A 21109-nucleotide genomic window follows, 5' to 3' on the forward strand; every position below is an offset into this window, starting at 1 on the left:
CCCATGTCGACTACGCCGCAAGAAGATCTTGGATCAATCTTGGGCCACTTCGGTCCATACGGTGGTCGCTTTGTACCTGAAGCGCTGATCGGCGCTCTCGAAGAGCTAGAAACGGCGCATCGCACTGCTCAAGAAGATCCCTCATTTGTTGCAGAGCTCGCAGAACTTCATCGCACGTACACAGGTCGTCCTAGCATCCTCACTGAAGCAAAACGTTTTGCCGAACATGCAGGTGGCGCGCGCATAATTTTGAAGCGTGAAGATTTAAACCACACTGGCAGCCATAAGATCAATAACGTTTTAGGACAAGCGTTACTTACAAAGCGCATGGGTAAGAAGCGCATTATCGCTGAAACCGGTGCAGGTCAGCACGGTGTTGCATCAGCGACAGCGGCCGCGTTGATGGGACTGGAATGCGTTGTTTACATGGGTGAAGAAGATACAAAACGCCAAGCGCTAAATGTTGCCCGTATGAAGTTACTTGGCGCAGAAGTTATTCCTGTTACAACTGGATCACGTACCTTAAAAGATGCCATCAATGAAGCGATGCGCGATTGGGTAACTAACGTTGAAACCACTCACTACATGCTGGGCACCGTTGCAGGTCCGCACCCCTTTCCAACTATGGTTAGAGATTTTCATAAGATCATTGGCGAAGAAACACGCGAACAAGTTTTAGCGCTCACCGGTCGTCTACCTGATGCGGTACTTGCCTGCGTCGGAGGCGGTTCGAATGCCATCGGAATTTTCCACCGCTTTATCTCCGATCCATCAGTACGTTTGATTGGGCTAGAAGCAGGTGGAGATGGCGTGGAAACCGGACGCCATGCAGCAACAATTACTGGTGGAACTCCAGGAGTTCTGCACGGAACTCGATCTTATGTTTTGCAAGATGCTAATGGTCAAACTGTTGAGTCACATTCAATTTCTGCTGGTCTTGATTATCCTGGTGTAGGTCCTGAGCATGCGTACTTGCATGACATTGGGCGCACTGAGTATCGCGCCATCACAGATGAACAAGCGATGCATGCCTTCGCACTTCTTTCGAAGACAGAAGGAATTATTCCGGCGATCGAAACTGCACATGCTCTAGCAGGTGCGCTCCAGGTTGGAAATGAACTAGGTAAAGATGCGATTATCGTTATCAACCTTTCTGGTCGCGGCGATAAAGATGTGCAGACTGCAGCGCAATATTTTGGAATTCCACTGGATTAATGACTGCACTCGATCAACTATTTGTAAAGGTTCGCGCTGAAAATCGCGCTGCGCTAATTGCCTATATCCCTGCAGGTTTTCCTTCTCAAGCTGGTTGTGCAAAAGTTATTCAAACCTTTATCGATGCCGGAGTTGACGCGATCGAGATTGGTTTTCCATATAGCGATCCGGTAATGGATGGTCCAACTATTCAGGCGGCGGCAGTTACCTCTTTAGAAAATGGAACAGGTGCTGCTGAAGTTATGTCTGCTCTCAAGGTTGCAACCGATGGTGGAGTAGCAGCAGTAGTTATGACTTACTGGAACCCGATTGAGCGCTATGGCGTTGAAGAATTTGCCGAAGCGATTGCAGCAAATGGTGGATCTGGCGTAGTTACTCCAGATTTAACAATTGAAGAGTCCGTCGCCTGGTTAGGCGCTACTAAGCAAAATTCGATTAATCCGATCTATGTAATTGCGCCAAGCACATCAGATGCTCGAATGCCTAAGGTAACTGCAGCTTGTGGTGGATTTGTTTATGCTGCAAGTTTGATGGGTGTAACTGGAGCACGTAATTCAGTTTCATCAGGTGCTGCAGATTTAGTCGCGCGCATTCGCACAACAACTGGACTACCAGTCGCCGTTGGCTTGGGTGTATCAACTCGCGAGCAAGCTAAAGGCGTTGCTGCTTACGCGGATGGAGTTATCGTCGGTTCCGCCTTTATTAAGGCTTTGCAAGATGCTCCAAATGAGGAAGCCGGATTGGCTGCAGTTAAAGAGTTAGCAACAGAGTTAGCGAAAGGCGTACGTGAGGGACGATGAGTAAATTCGAAAAGCTACAGCCCTGGATAGGACTTCTTTCGCGTCTGACCCTTGGTGGCGTTCTTTTTGTTGCCGGTTATCTTAAGGTCGACAAACTAGAGGTATCTCAAATGGCAGTTCGGTCATATGAATTACTTCCGATTCCGATAGCTAATTTTCTTGGCCAGACCCTGCCTTTCTTTGAAGTTGTCGTTGGCCTACTACTTATTCTTGGAGCAGCAACTAGAGCGGTCGCAGCGCTCGGTGGCTTTACAATGTTTATTTTTATCATCGCTATTGCTCAAGCGTGGGCACGCGGCTTAAACATTGATTGCGGCTGCTTCGGTGGCGGAGGCACAGTAGATCCTGGTCAGACACGCTACCTTCAGGAGATTCTCAGAGATGCTGGGCTAGTAGCCCTTGCCCTATTCTTAGTGCGATATCCGATAACCAAGTTTTCTATTGATAAAACACCTAAACAATCTAACGCAGGAGATACGGAATAAAGATGGCACAAGCGAAAAAATCAAACGGCGGAAAAGATAACTTCACACGTAACCTCGTAGTTGCAGTTGTGGTTGGAGTAGCTTTAATCATGCTGGTGCCAACAGTTCTCTCTAAGCAAGGCGATTCCACTGCTGCAATTCCTGCTACCGCCTCAGTAAATGATGGTTATGGGTTGGTCTTTAACAGCGAATTAACAGATGTTCCATTTATCGAAATTTACGAAGACTTCCAGTGTCCGGCTTGCGCACGCTTTGAAGCGATTAGCGGTCCTTACATCGAAGAGTTAATTGCTACAAAGAAGGCCAAGGTGGCATTCCACATGCTCTCCTTCCTAGGCGGTGAATCACAGATTGCAGCAAATGCAGCAGCATGTTCTGCAGATCAAGGAAAATTCCTAGAATTCCATAAAACTCTCTACGCTAACCAGCCTGCCGAAAATACAGGTGCTTGGACATCTCAGTATTTTGCAACTCTTGGAATCGGTCTAGGAATTTCTAGCAGCGATTACGACAAGTGCGTAACAGGCCAGGATTACATGGGTTGGGTTAAGAACGTTGCGGAAGAAGGATCGAAGCGAAATATCAACTCAACTCCAACGGTTTTGATCAACGGTAAGGAAATAGATCGCAACACTGCATATGGAAGCCTTGCTGACTTTATGCTTGCGGTTGAAAAAGCCTAACTAGATTCCGCATGAATCGCTCGATACCTACTCCCTCTATTTCGGAAGTATCAATCGGGCCTTTCACCGTTCATTTCTATGCGCTCTGCATAATTGCTGGAATTGCTATTGCAATTTGGCTAGGCAATAAGCGCCTTGCTTCTCGTGATGAATCGTTAAGAGGCGTTGTCTCTGAAGTCGCAGTGATCGCAGTGCCCTCCGGAATTATTGGTGGAAGGCTCTATCACGTAATAACAACACCAGAAGATTTCTTCGGTGCAGATGGCGAACTCCTTGCGATATTAAAGATTTGGCAGGGTGGGCTTGGAATTTGGGGCGCGATATCACTCGGTGCGCTGGGAGCGTTCTACTCTTATAGAAGACTAGCGCGCACAATGAGTTTGCCGAGTTTTGGAGTCTTTCTTGATGCAATTGCTCCAGGAATTCTCCTTGCTCAAGCGATTGGTCGATTTGGAAATTGGTTTAACGCCGAACTCTTTGGTCGCCCGCTAGATACTTGGTGGGGATTATCAATTCCATATAAATATCGACCAAGTGGATATGGCCTCGTTGAAACATTTCACCCAACATTTCTCTACGAAGCGATCTGGTGCACTTTGATCGCCTTCATATTGATGGGCGCATCGAAACACTGGTCTGCTGGTTGCACCTTCGCGGCATATGTATTTAGCTATTCGCTGGGCCGCTTCTTTATCGAATCTATCCGTATTGATCCAGCACATAACTTTGCCGGGCTTCGGATAAATCAATGGGTGAGCATGGGGCTAGTGATGGTTTCTGCGCTAGTTTTCCTCCGACTACGCGCCCGCGATAAGGCCTAAACCTTCGCAGTTTTTCCGCATTGATCCGATAGGCTGTAAATATGGCACTTGAAGATGTTTACCGTAGAAATCTACATCACCGCACTCATCGCGCAGGTTGGTTACGCGCTGCAGTTCTTGGTGCAAATGATGGTTTAGTTTCTACCGCATCGCTAATGATTGGTGTATCCGCAGCGAAAGCTGGCGGAGTAGACGCACAAGCGTTCTTGATTACTGCAGGCGCCGCAGGAATTGCTGCGGGAGCGATGTCGATGGCTGTTGGTGAATACGTTTCAGTTCGTTCACAAAATGATGTTGAAGAATCTGATCGTGTCTTGGAGATGCAACATCTAGCAATTGATCCTGAGTCAGAACTTATCGAACTGCAACATATCTATATCGAACGTGGGCTAACGCCAGAACTCGCAATGCAAGTTGCAAAGGCGATGCACGATCGCGATCCTTTAGAAGCACATCTGCGCGATGAGCTCGGACAGTTTCCTCACACTAAAGCCCGACCTGTCCAAGCAGCGATGGCATCTGCTGCAGCATTCACCGCTGGAGGATTAATCCCATTCGTTGGCGCCTTTGCTCCAACTCCAGGAAAAGCGGCAGCAACAATTGTCGCTTTCACCATTATTGGTTTAACTCTGACCGGAATCCTGAGCGCAAAGACGGCAGGCTCAAAGATCCTCGCTCCGACTCTTCGCGTGATCGTGGGCGGGTGTATCGGCATGGCAATTACCGCTGGAATCGGCCAGGCGCTCCATTTGAGCGGTATCTAAACTCACTCTCGCGCAGGCTAATTCGGGAGTGCCGAATACCGCCAACAGTTGCTACCCTTTTGCATCTACCACCGCTCGCGGTGGCTCTTTCGGGCCAAAGTTGTCCCACTCTTTCAACAATTAAGTGTGAGCAACAGGAGCGTGTAACTGATGGCTCTTCCATCTAATTACCCAACACAACAGGGTCTCTACGATCCCGCAAACGAGCATGATGCATGCGGCGTTGCAATGGTTGCTACTCTAAATAAAGTTGCTACACATGAGATTGTTGAAAAGGCGCTTACCGCTCTACGTAATTTAGAACACCGCGGCGCATCAGGTGCTGAACCAGATAGCGGTGATGGCGCAGGAATTTTGATTCGCGTTCCAGATGCTTTCTATCGCGCAGTTACCGACTTTAAACTTCCCGCTGAAGGCCACTACGCAACAGGTATTGCATTTGTTGCACAAGGTGCCGAAGTTCGATCAGAAATTGCGAAGATCGCAGCGGAGGAAGGCCTAACTGTTCTCGGTTGGCGCGATCTTCCAATCAATGCGAAATCACTTGGCAAGACTGCAGTTTCAGTTATGCCAAAGTTTGAACAGGTCTTTCTTGCCGGCAATAAAGACGAATCAGGAATTGCGTTAGATCGTCTCGCCTTCTGCCTTAGAAAACGCGCTGAACATTCACTCGATCTTTACTTCCCATCACTTTCTTCACAGACAATTGTTTACAAAGGAATGCTTACAACAGGACAGCTCGAAGAGTTCTTCCCGGATCTAAGCGATGTGCGCGTGGTATCTCCGCTTGCACTTGTTCACTCACGCTTTTCTACAAATACATTTCCTTCGTGGCCACTTGCCCATCCATACCGATTTATTGCTCACAACGGTGAGATCAATACCGTTAAGGGAAATCGCAACTGGATGCGCGCCCGCGAATCACTTCTTGCTAGCGAGTTAATTCCTGGAGACCTCAGCCGCCTCTTTCCTATCGTGGAAATGTCCGGCAGTGACTCTGCTTCCTTTGATGAAGTTCTAGAACTTCTCTACCTAGGTGGACGATCTTTGCCACATTCAGTTTTGATGATGATTCCGGAAGCGTGGGAAAATCACACAACGATGTCGCAGAAACGTCGCGACTTTTACGCCTTCCATGCATCTCTTATGGAGCCATGGGATGGTCCAGCATGTGTAACTTTCACAGATGGGCATCAAGTTGGTGCAGTTCTAGATCGTAACGGGCTACGTCCATCACGTTTCTGGGTTACCGATGATGGGCTAGTTGTTCTTGCATCTGAAGTCGGTGTTCTCGATTTCCCTGCTGAAAAGATTGTTCGTAAGGGTCGCTTGCAGCCAGGCAAGATGTTCCTAGTTGATATTGAAGCCGGGCGAATTATTGAAGATGATGAGATAAAAGATTCGTTGGCTGATGCTGCGCCATATGGTGAATGGTTACACGCCGGAATGATGAAGCTATCTGATCTTCCTTCTCGCGAACACATTATTTATCCGCATTCATCTGTTGTCCGTCGCCAACGCGCCTTCGGTTATACCGAAGAAGAATTGCGCATCTTGGTTACTCCAATGGCTAAGAACGGCATGGAAGCGCTCGGCTCAATGGGTACCGATACTCCAATCGCAGCGCTCTCTGAAAAACCACGTCTGCTCTTTGATTACTTCTCACAGCTCTTTGCACAAGTAACAAATCCTCCACTTGATGCAATCCGTGAAGAACTTGTCACAAGTCTGGGCGGATCAATTGGTCCAGAACATAATTTGCTTGATCCAGGTCCTTCATCTTGCCGTCAGATCTCGCTCGCCTTCCCAGTTATCGATAATGATGAACTTGCCAAGATCATCCACGTAAATGCTGATGGCGACCATCCAGGTTTATCTGCCTACGTTGTTCGCGGACTCTTTCCAGTATCCGGCGATGGAAATACTTTGCACACTCGTCTAGAAGAGATTAAGCGCGAAGTATCTGATGCAATTTCTGCAGGAGCGCGCATTATTGTTCTATCCGATCGCGATGGCGATGCCGAAGATGCGCCAATTCCTTCTCTTCTCTTAACTGCGGCAGTTCACCACCATTTAATTCGCGAAAAGACTCGCACCAAGGTTGGTTTAGTTGTTGAAGCAGGCGATGTTCGCGAAGTTCACCATGTGGCTCTTCTTATTGGTTACGGCGCAGCCGCAGTTAACCCGTATCTTGCGATGGAATCTGCTGAAGATTTAGTCCTGCAAGGCGTAATCACTGGCATTACTCCCGAAAAGGCTGTTCGCAACATTATTAAGAGTTTAGGAAAAGGCGTTCTCAAGGTTATGTCGAAGATGGGTATTTCGACGATCGCCTCTTACACCGGAGCGCAGGTATTCGAAGCGATCGGACTTTCTCAAGAAGTTGTCGATGAATACTTTGTTGGTACCACTTCACGTCTTGGTGGAATCAGCCTCGACACAATCGCTGAAGAAACTTTGGCGCGCCACCACATTGCATATCCACCTGGGGGAGCGATCCCAGGTTCAAAGCGCCTGCCAATCGGTGGCGAATACCAATGGCGTCGCGATGGCGAACCACATCTATTTAATCCAGAGACTGTCTTTGCGTTGCAGCACTCAACTCGTTCAAAGCGCTACGACATCTTCAAGCGTTACACCAGCAAGGTCGATGGCCAGAGTAAAGAGCTAATGACTCTACGCGGACTCTTTGCATTTAATGAGGGTGTTCGTCCGGCAATTTCTATCGATGAAGTTGAACCAATTTCTGAGATCGTCAAGCGCTTCTCAACAGGTGCGATGTCATGGGGCTCGGTCTCACAAGAAGTTCATGAAACTTTAGCAATTGCCATGAACCGACTCGGCGCCAAATCAAATACTGGCGAAGGCGGAGAAGATCCATCGCGCTTTACCCCAATGGAAAATGGCGATTCCAAGCGCAGTGCGATTAAGCAGGTTGCTAGCGGACGTTTCGGAGTAACAAGCAACTACCTTGTTAACGCCGATGATATTCAAATCAAAATTGCGCAAGGTGCAAAGCCCGGTGAAGGCGGACAGTTGCCCGGCAACAAGGTTTATCCATGGATTGCAAAGGTGCGTTACTCAACTCCAGGTGTTGGCTTGATTTCACCACCACCACATCACGATATTTACTCAATCGAAGATCTGGCACAACTGATCCACGATTTGAAGAATGCCAATAAGAATGCACGTATTCACGTCAAACTGGTTGCTGAAGTCGGTGTCGGCACCGTTGCTGCAGGAGTTAGCAAGGCGCATGCTGATGTTGTTCTGATCTCCGGTCATGATGGCGGAACTGGTGCATCACCACTTACTTCACTTAAACATGCTGGTGCTCCTTGGGAGTTAGGTCTTGCCGAAACGCAGCAGACGCTTCTGTTAAATGGTCTGCGCGATCGCATCGTTGTACAAGCAGATGGTCAGCTAAAGACGGGTCGCGATGTTGTTATCGCAGCGTTACTGGGCGCCGAAGAATACGGTTTTGCTACCGCGCCGCTAGTCGTTTCTGGTTGCGTAATGATGCGCGTCTGTCACTTGGATACCTGTCCAGTTGGTGTGGCAACACAAAATCCAGAGCTACGTAAGAAATTTACCGGCAAGCCAGAGTTTGTCGAAACTTTCTTCGAGTACATCGCGGAAGAAGTACGTGAAATTTTGGCCAGCCTTGGTTTCCGCACAATGCAAGAGGCGATCGGTCACGTTGAATATCTCGACACTCGCGATGCGGTAAATCACTGGAAAGCCAGCGGCCTGGATCTAGCACCACTACTAGTACGCCCAGATGTGGATTCACCTCTGCACCGCACAACAGTGCAAGATCATGGATTAGCTGCAGCGCTCGACAATAAGTTGATTGAACTCTCCGCCCCGGCACTCGATAAGGGTGAAAGCGTTCGTATCGACCTGCCAGTTCGAAATGTGAACCGAACAGTTGGCACGATGTTGGGTGCAGAAGTCACAAGACGTTACGGCGCTGACGGATTACCAATTGGCACGATCGATGTAACTCTGCATGGCTCTGCTGGACAGTCACTTGGAGCGTTCTTGCCTCGAGGAGTTGTTATTCGTATGTATGGCGATAGCAATGACTACGTAGGTAAAGGTATTTCTGGCGGTCGCGTAATAGTTCGTCCAGATGAAAGAGCGACCTTTGCATCTCATGAAAACGTAATCGCCGGAAACGTAATCGGTTATGGATCCACATCAGGCCAGATCTATATTCGTGGCTTGGTCGGTGAAAGATTCTGTGTTCGTAACTCAGGCGCAACTGCAGTCGTCGAAGGAATCGGAGATCACGGTTGCGAATACATGACTGGTGGCACCGTTGTTGTACTGGGTCGCACCGGACGTAATTTTGCAGCAGGTATGTCTGGCGGCCGCGCATTTGTTTTGGATCTAAATCCTGCACAAGTTAACGGCGAACTCGTCGACATCTTGGCGGTTCCAGAAGATCAGAAGGAGTCGCTAAAGGCTCTGGTCTCTGACTTCTTTACCGAGACTGGATCAGAAGTTGCTTCCGCGCTTCTTGCAGATTGGAACGCTGCGCTAAATCGCATCTCGTTGGTAATGCCACGCGACTACGCGCGCGTCTTAGCGGCCATTGAACGCGCTACAAAAGATGGCTTACCGGTTGATCAATATGTAATGGAGGTTGCAGCAAATGGCTGATCCAAAGGGATTTCTAACTACGCCGCGCGAGACTCCAAAGCGCCGTCCAGTTGATGTACGTATCAAAGATTGGCATGAGGTTTACGAACCACAGAGCATGGAGCACTTGCAGAAGCAGGCAGGTCGTTGCATGGATTGCGGCATTCCTTTCTGTCATCAAGGTTGCCCACTGGGAAATTTGATTCCCGAGTGGAATGACTTGATCTGGCGCGGCGATAAAGAAGAAGCTATCGATCGCCTTCACGCAACAAATAACTTCCCAGAATTCACAGGTCGCCTCTGCCCAGCACCTTGCGAGACTGCGTGCGTCGTTGGAATTAACGCTGATGCAGTAACAATCAAGCAGGTAGAACTGCGCACAATTGAAGAAGCCTTCGGTGCCGGAAATGTAAAGCCGCTCGCTCCAGAAAGATTGACTGGTAAGACTGTTGCAGTAATTGGTTCCGGCCCTGCTGGACTAGCTGCTGCACAACAGCTAACTCGTGCCGGACATACCGTTGCCGTTTATGAACGCGCCGACAAGATCGGTGGACTTCTTCGCTACGGAATTCCTGAATTTAAGATGGAGAAGAACATTCTGGATCGCCGTTTAACTCAGATGGAGAAGGAAGGAACTCGCTTCCGTCCTGGAGTAAACGTGGGAGTTGAGCTAACTGGAAGTGACCTGCGCAAGAAGTACGATGCAATAGTTCTTGCCGTTGGTGCAACCCAATGGCGCGATCTTCCGATTAAAGGTCGTGAAAATAAGGGCATCTATCAGGCGATGGAGTTCTTGCCTTGGGGCAATAAGCAAGCACTTGGTGAAGTTGTAAACCCTGATATCAACGTTGCAGGTAAGCATGTAGTAATTCTTGGTGGGGGAGATACGGGCGCAGATTGCTTGGGAACTTCAATCCGCCAAGGCGCAGCAAGCGTTACTCAACTTGAGATCATGCCTCGCCCAACTGAAGAACGCCCATCATCACAACCTTGGCCAACTTACCCAATGATCTACCGAGTTTCTTCTGCTCATGAAGAGTTGGATAACCGACTCTTTGCAGTTAGTACTGAAGAATTTATCGGTGATGGAAACGGCAACGTAAAGGCGATCAAACTCGTTGAGACAAAGTTTGAAAATGGAAAGTTTGAGCCAGTTCCAGGAACAGAGAAAGAAATACCTGCTGATTTTGTATTTCTTGCAATGGGCTTTACTGGTCCAGAAAAGTCAGCGCTACTAACTCAACTCAACGTTGAATTAGATGAGCGCGGAAACATTAAACGCGATGCCAACTTCCAGACCAGCGAAGAAGGAATTTTCGTTGCTGGAGATGCCGGTCGTGGTCAATCTCTAATTGTTTGGGCAATCGCTGAAGGGCGAAGCGCAGCAGCGGGAGTCGATACTTATTTAGAAGGCGAGAGCCAACTGCCTTCACCGATCGAACCGACTGATCGCTCCCTAATGGTTTAAGGCGAGGTGGTTTAAAGTCTCAGCGGTCTAAAGCCGCGGTGGCTTAAATCTCTTCCTCCAAACTGTCCAGTAGTTAAACGATTAGATAAGGTAGCCACATGCGTCGCGCGAAGATTGTCTGCACAATGGGTCCAGCCGTTGAATCACCCGAAAAAGTTCGTGAGTTGATTGCAGCCGGTATGAATATGGCTCGCCTCAATCTCTCTCATGGCGGCTATGAAGAACACCAGAGCCGACTTAATGAAGTCCGCGCAGCTGCGAAAGAGGCAGGAAAACCTGTTGCGATTCTCGTAGATCTACAAGGACCAAAGATTCGCTTAGCTCGCTTTAAGGCCGGCCCACATGATCTATCTCGCGGAGATATCTTCACAATTACTACTGATGAAGTAGAAGGCACTAAAGAGCGCGTCGGTACTACTTACAAAGGCCTACCTGGAGATTGCAAGCCAGGAGATCGCATTCTCATCGACGATGGAAAAGTTACCGTTGAAGTTACTGAGGTAAAAGGCAACGATGTCGTAACCAAAGTTATCGAGCCGGGCGCCGTTAGCAACAACAAAGGAATTAACTTGCCAGGCGTCGCCGTTTCAGTTCCAGCGCTCTCTGAAAAAGATAAAGAGGACCTTCGCTGGGGGCTAAATGCCGGCGCTGACTTCATTGCGCTTTCATTTGTGCGCAGCGCTGAAGATATTGTTGATGTTCATAAAATTATGGATGAAGTTGGTATCCGCGTTCCCGTAATTGCAAAGATTGAAAAGCCTCAGGCAGTTGCAAACTTGCAGGAGATTGTTAACGCCTTTGACGGCATCATGGTGGCTCGCGGTGACCTCGGTGTTGAACTCCCGATTGAAGAAGTTCCTCTTGTGCAAAAGCATTGCATCGAACTAGCGCGCGAAGCTGCTAAACCGGTAATCGTTGCAACCCAGATGCTTGATTCGATGATTACAAACTCTCGTCCAACTCGCGCGGAAGCAACAGACTGTGCAAATGCAGTTCTAGATGGCGCAGATGCCTTGATGCTCTCTGGCGAAACATCGGTTGGCGAATTCGCTATCGAAGCTGTTCAAACTATGGCTCGCATCATCAGCCATACTGAAGAAGGCGGCATGGATATGATCCGCCCGATGAAATCAGCGCCTAAGACAAAGGGCGGTGCGATCACCAAGGCTGCAACTGAAGTCGGCGCAATTGTTGGCGCTAAATATTTGGTTACCTTCACGCAATCCGGAGATTCTGCGCGCCGCACTGCGCGACTTCGTTCTCCAATTCCGATCTTGGCATTTACCCCTGAAGTTGGCACATATAACCGAATGGCGCTGGACTGGGGAGTAGAACCAGAGTTAACGCCGATGGTTAAGCACACCGATGAAATGGTTATGCAGGCCGATACCCTCTTGATCAAATCTAAGCGCTGCGTTGAAGGTGAACTAGTCGTGATCGTCGCTGGTTCACCTCCTGGAATTCCAGGATCAACGAACGCTATGCGCGTTCACCGCGTGGGCGATGCCGTGAGTGGCGCTGCTCCTGCATACCGTTAAGATTTGGCTTGTAACTTTCCTGTAAGGGAATTGCAAAGAGCCTCGGTACTCCAACGGTAGAGAGGGCAGTCTCAAACACTGCATAGTGTCGGTTCGAATCCGACTCGAGGCACATGACAACGACTAGTAGCGCGGAAAAGTCTCCAGTAAGAATTCTTGTAGCCGAGGATGAAGCGCTGATCCGTATGGACTTAGTCGAAATGTTGCGCGAAGCAGGTTATGAAGTTGTAGCAGAAGCTGCAGATGGTGCCCAGGCGATTGAACTCGCACAGTTACATAAACCAGATTTAGTAATTCTTGATGTGAAGATGCCGGTGCTGGATGGAATATCAGCAGCAGAAAAGATAATTGATATTGCACCAGTTCTTATGTTGACCGCATTTTCACAACGCGAACTCGTAGAACGTGCACGAGACGCCGGCGTTATGGCCTACGTTGTAAAACCATTTTCGATAGGTGACCTTGTGCCTGCAATCGAAATTGCAATTAGTAGACATATGCAGATGCGATCACTTGCCGATGAAGTTGCAGATCTTCACGAGCGACTTGAAACTCGTAAATTGATTGATCGCGCAAAGGGAATATTGATGCAGGCCTTGAACCTCTCTGAACCTGAGGCCTTTTCTTGGATCCAGCGCGCTGCGATGGATCGCCGGCTGACCATGAAAGAGGTCGCCGCAGCCGTTATCTCCCCAGATGCTGTACCTGGCCACTGAACTCTCAGGAAAGGCTCAAAAGTAACCAAACCTTTACATTGGCAGGCTTAACCCTGGGTTGATAGATCTTCCTCACCCCCTTTACACTTTCAGCCTCCCTGTCCCGGGACACATGCAAGAAAAAACAGGAAGGCAATACATGAACAAGAAGATCAAAGCTTCTGTCGCTATCGTTGCCGCAGCTGCGCTTTCACTAGGCGTATTTGCATCAACATCAGCATCAGCAGCAACAAAGACTTACACAATCGCATACCAGGGTCCACTTTCAGGTGGAGAAGCATCAACTGGTATCGATGAGCAGAACGCCGTTAAGTATGCCGCAAAGCTATTCATGGCAAAGAACAAGAACATCAAGATCAAGGTTCTTTCAGTTGATGACCAAGGAGATCCAGCTGTTGCATCAACAGTTGCTCCAGGCGTTGGCAATAACAAGAGCGTTCTTGGCGTTGTAGGACCTGCTTACTCAGGTGCAACAATTGCTTCACTTCCTTACTACAAGGCTGGATCACTAGTAATGATCTCTCCTTCAGCAACACGCGTATCAATTACAGATCCAGCATCACCTGACTTCGGTGGACCAGTTTTCCACCGCGTAGTTGGTAAGGATGACTTGCAGGGTCCAGCGTTGGCTAAGTACGCAACAAAGGGTGTAGCAAATGCAAAGGTATTCGTGTTCGATGACCAGTCTGCATACGGCGTGCCATTGGCAGGCTATGTAACTGGTGGTCTGAAGAAGGTTGCTGGAGCATCTGTTGTAGGAACTGACTCAGTTCCAAACACAACTACAGATTTCAGCCCAACAATTGCAAAGATCAAGACATCTGCAGCAAATGTTGTTATCTACACCGGCTACTACAGCCAAGCTGCTATTTTCGTAAAGCAGCTTCGTGACTCAGGTTCAACAGCGATCTTCGCTGGTGGCGATGGAGTCTTCAACCAGGAGTTCCCAAAGCTTGCGGGAGCATCTGCTGAAGGTTCACGCGTTACAGGTGTAGGCGGACTTGCAGGAATCAGCACAAAGCTTGAGGCTGATTTCAAGAAGCAAATGGGCGTTTCATCTGGTGTTTACTCAGTTGAATCATTCGATGCTGCAAATATCCTTCTTGAAGGAATCAAGGCTGGAAAGACAACTCGTGCAGCAATGCTCAAGTTCGTTAAGGCCTACAACGGTAAGAGCGTTTCAGGAAACACCATCAAGTTCGATAAGAACGGTGACGTTTCATACGGTCTCTTTGCTGGATTCACATCAAAGGATGGCGTTCTAGTTAACACAGGTATTATCAAGTAATTAGATAGACCTGATGCATTAAAGGTTGGTGGGTGCTTTTAATCTCTCGAAAGAGAGAGGCGAGGCACCCACCAATTGCATAATTTGAGAGCATAGAATGACCGAATTGAAGTTACTGAAGGAGATTCATGTTTGCGGTACTGATTGATCAGTTCTGGGCCCTAACGATTGCAGGGCTGGCGTTAGGTTTTATCTACGTTTTGATCTCGCTCGGATACACCATGGTTTACGGTGTCTTACGCATGATCAACTTCGCTAACTCAGAAATTTTTATGTGGGGAACTTTCGGCACAGTCATCACCTCGCGCGATATCTTTAAGTACACACAGGTCTCCGAACCTGCAACAGGGTTCAAACTCGCCCTTGTCCTATTGTCGAGTTTGCTCATGTCGATGCTCGTAGCAGGACTCACTGCAGTATTTGTTGAGTACGTGGCCTACCGTCGCTTGCGCATGAGAGGCACCAACCGTTTAGCGACTCTGATTTCAGCGATCGGAATTTCCATCGTCTTATCAGAGATCATGCGCCTACTTACCGACTCTCGTCCGGTTGGATCTCCACGAGTACTAGAGAAGACAATTCTCACTGAAGTTTGGGGCGCCAACATTCGCCTCGATACCGTTATCACAATCATCGCTGCAGCGATTATCTATATCATTCTTGAACGCTTCGTAAAGCTCTCTCGTATGGGTAAAGCGATTCGCGCAGTATCAATGAATGAAGACGCTGCAAAGCTAATGGGTGTAAATCTAAACCGCGTTATCACCGCCACCTTCTTGGTCGGTGGACTTGCAACAGGTGCGGCCAGCTTCTTCTACATAACAGTATTTGAATACACCAAGTTCAACATTGGTTTCACTATGGGCCTCGCCGCCTTTACCGCCGCAGTAATCGGTGGAATCGGAAATATCCGTGGCGCTTTCTACGGTGGGCTCGCGCTTGGACTTCTTGAAGTTTATGCCTCTGCAGTTCTTGGAACACAGTGGAAAGCGGTTACCGTCTTTATCGTTCTAGTTCTAGTCCTTCTCTTTAAGCCGAATGGTTTATTCGGTGAAGCCGTTCAGACAACGAGGGCATAACTCATGAAAATTAGAAACTATTGGAACCTCCGCGATTGGGGCGCAGGAATCTGGGAGCGCTCAGGCCGACCAGCCCGAGTACTAATCGCAGTTACAACAATTTTCTTAGTTGGGCTACTGCCATTTGCTGGAGCATCATTTCTAGCAACACCAATCGCAGCTTATGACGCGGTACTTGTCTATCCAGTTGCAGTCTTCGTTCTTATGGCGCTGGGCTTAAATATTGTTGTTGGTAAGTCCGGAATGCTCGATCTTGGTTACGTTGCCTTCTTCGCAATCGGTGCTTACACGATGGCGATTATGGGTACAACAACCGGTTTAAATACTTGGGAGATCATGCCTTTCGGTATCGCCTTTGCGATGCTCGCAGGCGTCATCCTTGGTCTACCAACACTTCGCTTACGTGGTGATTACCTCGCCATCGTTACCTTGGGCTTTGGTGAGATCGTTCGCCTTGTTCTTCTCAACTCTTCATGGAGCAAAGGTCCAAACGGAATTGCAAACGTTCCGATGCCACCTGATATCGGACCGCTTAAATTCAAATTAGATGATCAGAAAGTCTTCTTCTGGGTTGTTCTAATTATGATTCTGCTTACGATCTGGATGATCCGCCGCCTATCAGTTCGTCGTCCAGGCCGCGCTTGGGAAGCGATCCGCCAAGATGAAGATGCTGCAGAGTTGATGGGTGTACCAACTCTTAAGTACAAGATCTGGTCATTTACTCTCGGCGCTGCAATTGGTGGCGCCGCCGGCGTTCTCTACGCTTCAAAGAACCTCTTTATCGCACCTGAAATGTTTACCCTAAACGTTTCAATTCTTATCCTTGCCTGCGTGGTATTTGGTGGAATCGGAAATATCTGGGGCGTAATTATCGGTGCAACAATTCTTGGTTACCTCCCAGATCGCATCCGCTTTATCTCAGATGCTCGCCTCTTAGTCTTCGGCTTAGTTCTTGTTGTTGTTATGAACTTCCGCCCAGATGGCCTACTACCGCGAAAGAAACGCGAAAAAGCGATTGTTAAGAAAGGGGCGAATTAAAGATGGCTAAAGTTCTTTTAAATCTGGAAAACCTCACCATGAAGTTCGGTGGAGTTACAGCGCTTAATGAAGTAAATCTTGAGGTTCGCGAAGGTGAAATTCTCGCCCTGATCGGCCCTAACGGTGCGGGAAAGACAACTGTCTTTAACGTGATCACCGGCGTCTACCAAGCAACTTCTGGTTCAATTAATTTTGATGGCCAAAAGATCGGTGGCAAGAAGCGCTATCAGATCACCGGTCTTGGTATCGCTCGCACTTTCCAGAACATTCGCTTATTCGGAGATATGACAACGCTTGAAAATGTCATTACTGCAACCGATGTTCATAAGAAGAGCGGCCTAATTTCGGCTCTCTTTGGAACACCTCGTGCTCGTCGCGAAGAACGCGAGAACCGAGCTAAGGCGCACGAAATTCTTGAGTTCATCGGAATCGATGAATACTCAGATCGCTTAGCCCGTAACTTGCCTTACGGTGTTCAGCGTCGTCTTGAAATCGCTCGTGCTATGGGAACTTCACCCAAGTTATTGCTTCTTGATGAGCCTGCTGCAGGTTTTAACCCACAAGAAAAGGTTGAACTTGCGGCAACTATAAAGAAAGTTCGCGATGCTGGCTACACAGTTCTTTTGATCGAGCACGATATGTCGCTGATCATGGGAATTTCAGATCGCGTTGCTGTTCTTGATTTTGGAACCAAGATCGCTGATGGTTCACCAGCTGAAGTACAAAACGACCCTCGCGTTATTGAGGCTTACCTAGGAGTACCTGCAGATGCGTCTTGAAATTAAAGATCTACACGTTCACTACGGCAAGATTGAAGCGATCAAGGGCGTATCAATCGTTGTTAATGAAGGCGAAATTGTTACTCTCATCGGCGCTAACGGAGCCGGCAAGACAACAATGCTTAAGACAATTTCAGGTCTTCGTCCTGTCACAACTGGTCAGATCATTTTTGATGGTCAAGATATCTCTAACGTTCCTGCGCACAAGCGTGTGGATCTCGGTCTATCGCAAGCACCAGAAGGCCGCGGAATTTTCCCAGGTATGACAGTTTTGGAAAACCTAGAAATGGGTAAGTTCCATCGCCATAACCGTAAAAACGAGATGGCCGAAGATCTAGATAAGGTCTACACGCTCTTTCCACGTTTGAAAGAACGCGTCTCACAAGCCGGCGGAACTTTATCTGGTGGAGAACAACAGATGCTCGCAATTGGCCGTGCACTAATGGCTCGTCCAAAAGTACTTCTCCTCGATGAGCCTTCAATGGGTCTAGCACCTCAGATGATTGCAAATATCTTCCGCATCATCACCGAGATCAATAAGACCGGTGTAACAATTCTTCTCGTGGAACAGAATGCACAGCAAGCGTTGCAACGCGCACACCGCGCCTACATTCTTGAGACCGGAAACGTTGTTAAGGAAGCTAAGGCTTCAGATCTTCTTAACGATCCTGCTGTACGCGAAGCCTACCTCGGTACTGGCGCTCACTAATTATCTTTCAGCAAGGATCATGCAGGTAATACGTGCAGAACAAGTACGTTGACCCTGCTCGTTGGTAATCACAACTTCGTATACACACAAGGTTTTTCCTATTGATACCGCTGTGGCAACGCCAGTCACATATCCTGACATAGCCGATTTGTGATGAGTGGCGTTGATATCAACGCCAACAATTCTGCGGTTAGGTCCAGCATTTAATTGGGTCCCTATAGAACCTAGCGATTCAGCCAAAACGACATTTGCACCACCATGTAGCAAACCAATTGGTTGAGTATTTCCCTCAACAGGCATACGTCCAACTAAGCGCTCAGGGGATGCCTCAAGGATCTCAATCCCCATCTTCTTGTCGAGGGCGCCACTTCCGCGTTCGCGAATTAGTTCTAGATAGTTCGGGGTATTTTCTGGCTGCGTCATAGTTCGAAATAGTAACTTGTTAACGGGTACTTCTCTAGGATGACGCCATGGCCCAGAAGCGTTTATTACTTATCGATGGCCATTCAATGGCATATCGCGCCTTCTTCGCACTACCTGCCGAAAATTTCACAACCGCACAGGGCCAACATACAAATGCTATTTATGGCTTTGCGACGATGTTGATCTCACTACTTAAAGACGAGAAGCCAACTCATGTGGCAGTTGCCTTCGATGTATCTCGCAAGACTTTCCGCACCGATATCTTTCCTGATTACAAAGCCAATCGCGCAAAGACCCCTGATGAATTCCGCTCGCAGATGTCTTATCTAAACGATTTGGTTACAGGATTCGGAATAACCCAGTTTGCACTCGAAGGTTACGAAGCTGATGACATCATCGCCACTATTACTAAGCAGGCAGAACGTGAGGGTGCTGAAGTACTTATCTGTACCGGCGATCGGGACAGCTTTCAGCTAGTTACCGAGAAGACGACTGTTCTCTATCCGAAGCGCGGAGTCTCCGAAATGGCGCGCATGACTCCGGATGCGGTGCAAGAAAAATACGGCATGAGCCCTGACCAATATCCTGATTTTGCGGCGCTGCGCGGCGACCCGAGCGATAACTTGCCATCGATTCCAGGTGTTGGCGAAAAGACTGCCGCAAAGTGGATCGTTGAATATGGATCGCTTAAAGATTTGATTTCCAACGTGGACAAAGTCGGCGGAAAAGTCGGCCAATCACTGCGTGACAATATCGACGATGTAATCCGCAACCGCGAGTTGACTCAACTCGTACATGATGCACCGATCGAATACCAAGTTGATGCACTTGCTTGGGCTGGTGTTGTCGAAAGTGATCTCACGAAGTTATTTGAACAACTTGAGTTTCGAACCCTCAAAGATCGATTAAAGCCAATTCTTAATCCCGACTCAGTAGTCAAAGAGGTAAAGGGTCAGAGCAACAACGTTGAGTTCACACTCTTTGCCCCAATGATCGAAGGTGGAACCCTGTCACCGGAAGAGTTAAGTGAAAAGATTGCTCAGCACTCGGGAGATATCGCTCTATCTTTTGAGCTACTAGATGAGAAATTGCATCGTTACGCAGTTGCCTTTAATCCGAGCGATGTCTATTTGATTCATTCCGAACAGATGGGGGAGTGGGCACAGAACCCAAAAGTTTCTAAAATTGCCCATGACGCTAAATCCTTAGCGCGCGAGAATCTTCTGGATGGCGTTGTCTTTGATACTGCACTCGCTGCCTACTTGGTAAACCCAGGTGTGCGTGCACAAGAGTTATCCGATCTATTAGAGCGCTGGGGAGATGGCGCTCAAATTGATACATCTTCTCCAGAGCAATCACTGCTTACGGGTGCAGCCGCCCTCTTTAAATTACGTGGCTCACTTCTAACCGAGATGAAAGATCGCGGCGTACTTGCGCTCTTTACAGATCTAGAACTTCCTATCGCTCACCTGCTCGCAGTTATGGAGAACCGCGGCATCGCCGTTGATCGCAAAGAACTTGAAAAGTTAGCGACATTCTTTGAGGGAGAAGTCACACGCGAGACAAAGGCGGCGCACCTAGCCGCCGGCCATGAATTCAATGTGGCATCTCCAAAACAGCTACAAGTTGTTCTCTTCGATGAGCTAAACCTGCCAAAGACGAAGAAGATCAAGACTGGATTTACAACCGATGCCGAGGCGCTTAACTGGTTATTTGAAAAGACTAAACATCCACTCCTTGAATCACTTCTTAGAATTCGGGAAACCAAGAAGTTAGGCACAACGGTCGAAGGCCTTATTGCAGAAATAGGCAGCGATGGACGAATCCGCACCCATTTTGCGCAGACCGTTGCAGCAACGGGTCGTCTTTCATCTGTAGGACCAAACCTGCAGAACATCCCGGTTCGAACCGAAGAAGGTCGCAGTATCCGTAACGCATTTATCGCAGATAAAGGATTTAGCGGACTCTTAACTGCAGATTACAGCCAGATCGAAATGCGGATCATGGCTCATCTCTCAAATGATGCTGGATTACTTGCAGCATTTGAAACCGGTGAAGATCTACATGCCACCGTTGCTGGTCTTGTCTTCGGTGTGAAAGCAAATGAAGTTGATTCAGAGATGCGCCGTCAGATCAAAGCGATGTCTTACGGACTTGCCTATGGCTTGAGCTCTTATGGTCTTGCCGCGCAGTTAGATCTCTCACCACCTGCTGCACAGGATTTAATGGATCGATACTTCCAGCGTTTTGGTGGAATCCGCGATTACTTAAGTAGCGTTGTAGTACAAGCACGCAAAGTTGGATACACCGAAACCGTTATGGGGCGCAGACGCTACCTGCCAGATCTAATGCACGATAACCGCCAACGTCGTGAGATTGCAGAACGTATGGCGCTAAATGCTCCGATTCAGGGTTCGGCCGCCGACATCATCAAACAGGCAATGCTCAATGTAGAGCGCGCGTTGATTAGCGAAAACCTTAAATCACGTCTATTACTGCAGGTTCATGATGAGTTGATCCTTGAAGTTGTAGCGGGCGAAGAAGAAGTTCTAACTGATTTGGTCCGTCGTGAGATGGGTTCTGCCTTCCCACTTCGCGCACCGCTTGATGTAAGCGTCGGTATCGGTAAGAGCTGGAACGAAGCTGCACACTAAGG

General features: G+C 48.4%; 17 protein-coding genes and 1 tRNA gene. 17 read left to right on the forward strand and 1 reads right to left on the reverse strand.

All coding sequences use genetic code 11. From position 1 onward, the window contains the following. The first annotated feature begins 3 nt into the window (after positions 1–3). From trpB to A1s21148_RS03170, 16 genes are all read left to right on the forward strand, one after another. Positions 4–1215 (forward strand): tryptophan synthase subunit beta, encoded by a 1212-nt coding sequence (gene trpB / locus A1s21148_RS03095; RefSeq protein ID WP_095671016.1) that lies wholly within the window; start codon positions 4–6, stop codon positions 1213–1215. Next, positions 1215–2015 carry a tryptophan synthase subunit alpha gene (gene trpA, locus A1s21148_RS03100; RefSeq protein WP_095671017.1) on the forward strand — a complete coding sequence of 267 codons (801 nt, stop codon included), beginning with the start codon at positions 1215–1217 and terminating at the stop codon, positions 2013–2015. The genes trpB and trpA overlap by 1 nt, the downstream gene beginning before the upstream one ends. Then, positions 2012–2500 (forward strand): DoxX family protein, encoded by a 489-nt coding sequence (locus tag A1s21148_RS03105; RefSeq protein WP_095671018.1) that lies wholly within the window; start codon positions 2012–2014, stop codon positions 2498–2500. The genes trpA and A1s21148_RS03105 overlap by 4 nt, the downstream gene beginning before the upstream one ends. Before the next feature lie 2 nt (positions 2501–2502). Beyond that, complete coding sequence (locus A1s21148_RS03110; RefSeq protein ID WP_095671019.1) at positions 2503–3183, forward strand: DsbA family protein; 681 nt, start codon at positions 2503–2505, stop codon at positions 3181–3183. A gap of 11 nt (positions 3184–3194) precedes the next feature. Then, positions 3195–4004, forward strand: coding sequence for a prolipoprotein diacylglyceryl transferase (gene lgt / locus A1s21148_RS03115; RefSeq protein WP_095671020.1), 810 nt, complete (start codon positions 3195–3197; stop codon positions 4002–4004). A 41-nt stretch (positions 4005–4045) separates the two neighbouring features. Then, positions 4046–4768, forward strand: coding sequence for a VIT1/CCC1 transporter family protein (locus A1s21148_RS03120; protein WP_095671021.1), 723 nt, complete (start codon positions 4046–4048; stop codon positions 4766–4768). Between the two features lie 150 nt (positions 4769–4918). Beyond that, complete coding sequence (gltB, locus tag A1s21148_RS03125; protein ID WP_095671022.1) at positions 4919–9436, forward strand: glutamate synthase large subunit; 4518 nt, start codon at positions 4919–4921, stop codon at positions 9434–9436. Further along, positions 9429–10883, forward strand: a complete 1455-nt coding sequence (locus A1s21148_RS03130) for a glutamate synthase subunit beta (protein WP_095671023.1) — start codon at positions 9429–9431, stop codon at positions 10881–10883. The genes gltB and A1s21148_RS03130 overlap by 8 nt, the downstream gene beginning before the upstream one ends. A gap of 98 nt (positions 10884–10981) precedes the next feature. After that, entirely contained in the window at positions 10982–12421 is a 1440-nt protein-coding gene (gene pyk / locus A1s21148_RS03135; protein WP_095671024.1) for a pyruvate kinase, read from the forward strand. 39 nt (positions 12422–12460) lie between these two features. Beyond that, positions 12461–12533: transfer RNA gene (locus A1s21148_RS03140), tRNA-Leu, on the forward strand. A 1-nt stretch (position 12534) separates the two neighbouring features. After that, complete coding sequence (locus A1s21148_RS03145) at positions 12535–13137, forward strand: ANTAR domain-containing response regulator (RefSeq protein WP_095671025.1); 603 nt, start codon at positions 12535–12537, stop codon at positions 13135–13137. A gap of 139 nt (positions 13138–13276) precedes the next feature. After that, a complete protein-coding gene (locus tag A1s21148_RS03150; protein ID WP_095671026.1) occupies positions 13277–14425 on the forward strand; it encodes a branched-chain amino acid ABC transporter substrate-binding protein in 1149 nt (382 codons plus the stop codon). Between the two features lie 128 nt (positions 14426–14553). Further along, a complete protein-coding gene (locus A1s21148_RS03155) occupies positions 14554–15504 on the forward strand; it encodes a branched-chain amino acid ABC transporter permease (RefSeq protein WP_095671027.1) in 951 nt (316 codons plus the stop codon). A 3-nt stretch (positions 15505–15507) separates the two neighbouring features. Continuing rightward, positions 15508–16542, forward strand: coding sequence for a branched-chain amino acid ABC transporter permease (locus tag A1s21148_RS03160; protein ID WP_095671028.1), 1035 nt, complete (start codon positions 15508–15510; stop codon positions 16540–16542). 2 nt (positions 16543–16544) lie between these two features. Then, positions 16545–17321, forward strand: coding sequence for an ABC transporter ATP-binding protein (locus A1s21148_RS03165; protein ID WP_095671029.1), 777 nt, complete (start codon positions 16545–16547; stop codon positions 17319–17321). Further along, positions 17311–18030: an ABC transporter ATP-binding protein gene (locus A1s21148_RS03170; protein WP_095671030.1), complete on the forward strand. Its 720-nt coding sequence runs from the start codon at positions 17311–17313 to the stop codon at positions 18028–18030. The genes A1s21148_RS03165 and A1s21148_RS03170 overlap by 11 nt, the downstream gene beginning before the upstream one ends. On the opposite strand, the gene A1s21148_RS03175 is transcribed toward A1s21148_RS03170, so the two are convergent. Continuing rightward, entirely contained in the window at positions 18031–18453 is a 423-nt protein-coding gene (locus tag A1s21148_RS03175) for a PaaI family thioesterase (RefSeq protein ID WP_095671031.1), read from the reverse strand. Between the two features lie 47 nt (positions 18454–18500). On the opposite strand from A1s21148_RS03175, the gene polA reads away from it, so the two are divergent. Continuing rightward, positions 18501–21107: a DNA polymerase I gene (polA, locus tag A1s21148_RS03180; protein WP_095671032.1), complete on the forward strand. Its 2607-nt coding sequence runs from the start codon at positions 18501–18503 to the stop codon at positions 21105–21107. Positions 21108–21109: the final 2 nt, after the last annotated feature.

This window comes from Candidatus Planktophila lacus (genome assembly GCF_002287925.1).
In the GTDB taxonomy this organism is placed as follows: domain Bacteria; phylum Actinomycetota; class Actinomycetes; order Nanopelagicales; family Nanopelagicaceae; genus Planktophila; species Planktophila lacus.

Coding starts and splice junctions, on each gene's coding strand:
- trpB (WP_095671016.1), top strand. CDS start 4: ATGTCGACTACGCCGCAAGAAGATCTTGGATCAATCTTGGGCCACTTC.
- trpA (WP_095671017.1), top strand. CDS start 1,215: ATGACTGCACTCGATCAACTATTTGTAAAGGTTCGCGCTGAAAATCGC.
- A1s21148_RS03105 (WP_095671018.1), top strand. CDS start 2,012: ATGAGTAAATTCGAAAAGCTACAGCCCTGGATAGGACTTCTTTCGCGT.
- A1s21148_RS03110 (WP_095671019.1), top strand. CDS start 2,503: ATGGCACAAGCGAAAAAATCAAACGGCGGAAAAGATAACTTCACACGT.
- lgt (WP_095671020.1), top strand. CDS start 3,195: ATGAATCGCTCGATACCTACTCCCTCTATTTCGGAAGTATCAATCGGG.
- A1s21148_RS03120 (WP_095671021.1), top strand. CDS start 4,046: ATGGCACTTGAAGATGTTTACCGTAGAAATCTACATCACCGCACTCAT.
- gltB (WP_095671022.1), top strand. CDS start 4,919: ATGGCTCTTCCATCTAATTACCCAACACAACAGGGTCTCTACGATCCC.
- A1s21148_RS03130 (WP_095671023.1), top strand. CDS start 9,429: ATGGCTGATCCAAAGGGATTTCTAACTACGCCGCGCGAGACTCCAAAG.
- pyk (WP_095671024.1), top strand. CDS start 10,982: ATGCGTCGCGCGAAGATTGTCTGCACAATGGGTCCAGCCGTTGAATCA.
- A1s21148_RS03145 (WP_095671025.1), top strand. CDS start 12,535: ATGACAACGACTAGTAGCGCGGAAAAGTCTCCAGTAAGAATTCTTGTA.
- A1s21148_RS03150 (WP_095671026.1), top strand. CDS start 13,277: ATGAACAAGAAGATCAAAGCTTCTGTCGCTATCGTTGCCGCAGCTGCG.
- A1s21148_RS03155 (WP_095671027.1), top strand. CDS start 14,554: ATGTTTGCGGTACTGATTGATCAGTTCTGGGCCCTAACGATTGCAGGG.
- A1s21148_RS03160 (WP_095671028.1), top strand. CDS start 15,508: ATGAAAATTAGAAACTATTGGAACCTCCGCGATTGGGGCGCAGGAATC.
- A1s21148_RS03165 (WP_095671029.1), top strand. CDS start 16,545: ATGGCTAAAGTTCTTTTAAATCTGGAAAACCTCACCATGAAGTTCGGT.
- A1s21148_RS03170 (WP_095671030.1), top strand. CDS start 17,311: ATGCGTCTTGAAATTAAAGATCTACACGTTCACTACGGCAAGATTGAA.
- A1s21148_RS03175 (WP_095671031.1), bottom strand. CDS start 18,453: ATGACGCAGCCAGAAAATACCCCGAACTATCTAGAACTAATTCGCGAA.
- polA (WP_095671032.1), top strand. CDS start 18,501: ATGGCCCAGAAGCGTTTATTACTTATCGATGGCCATTCAATGGCATAT.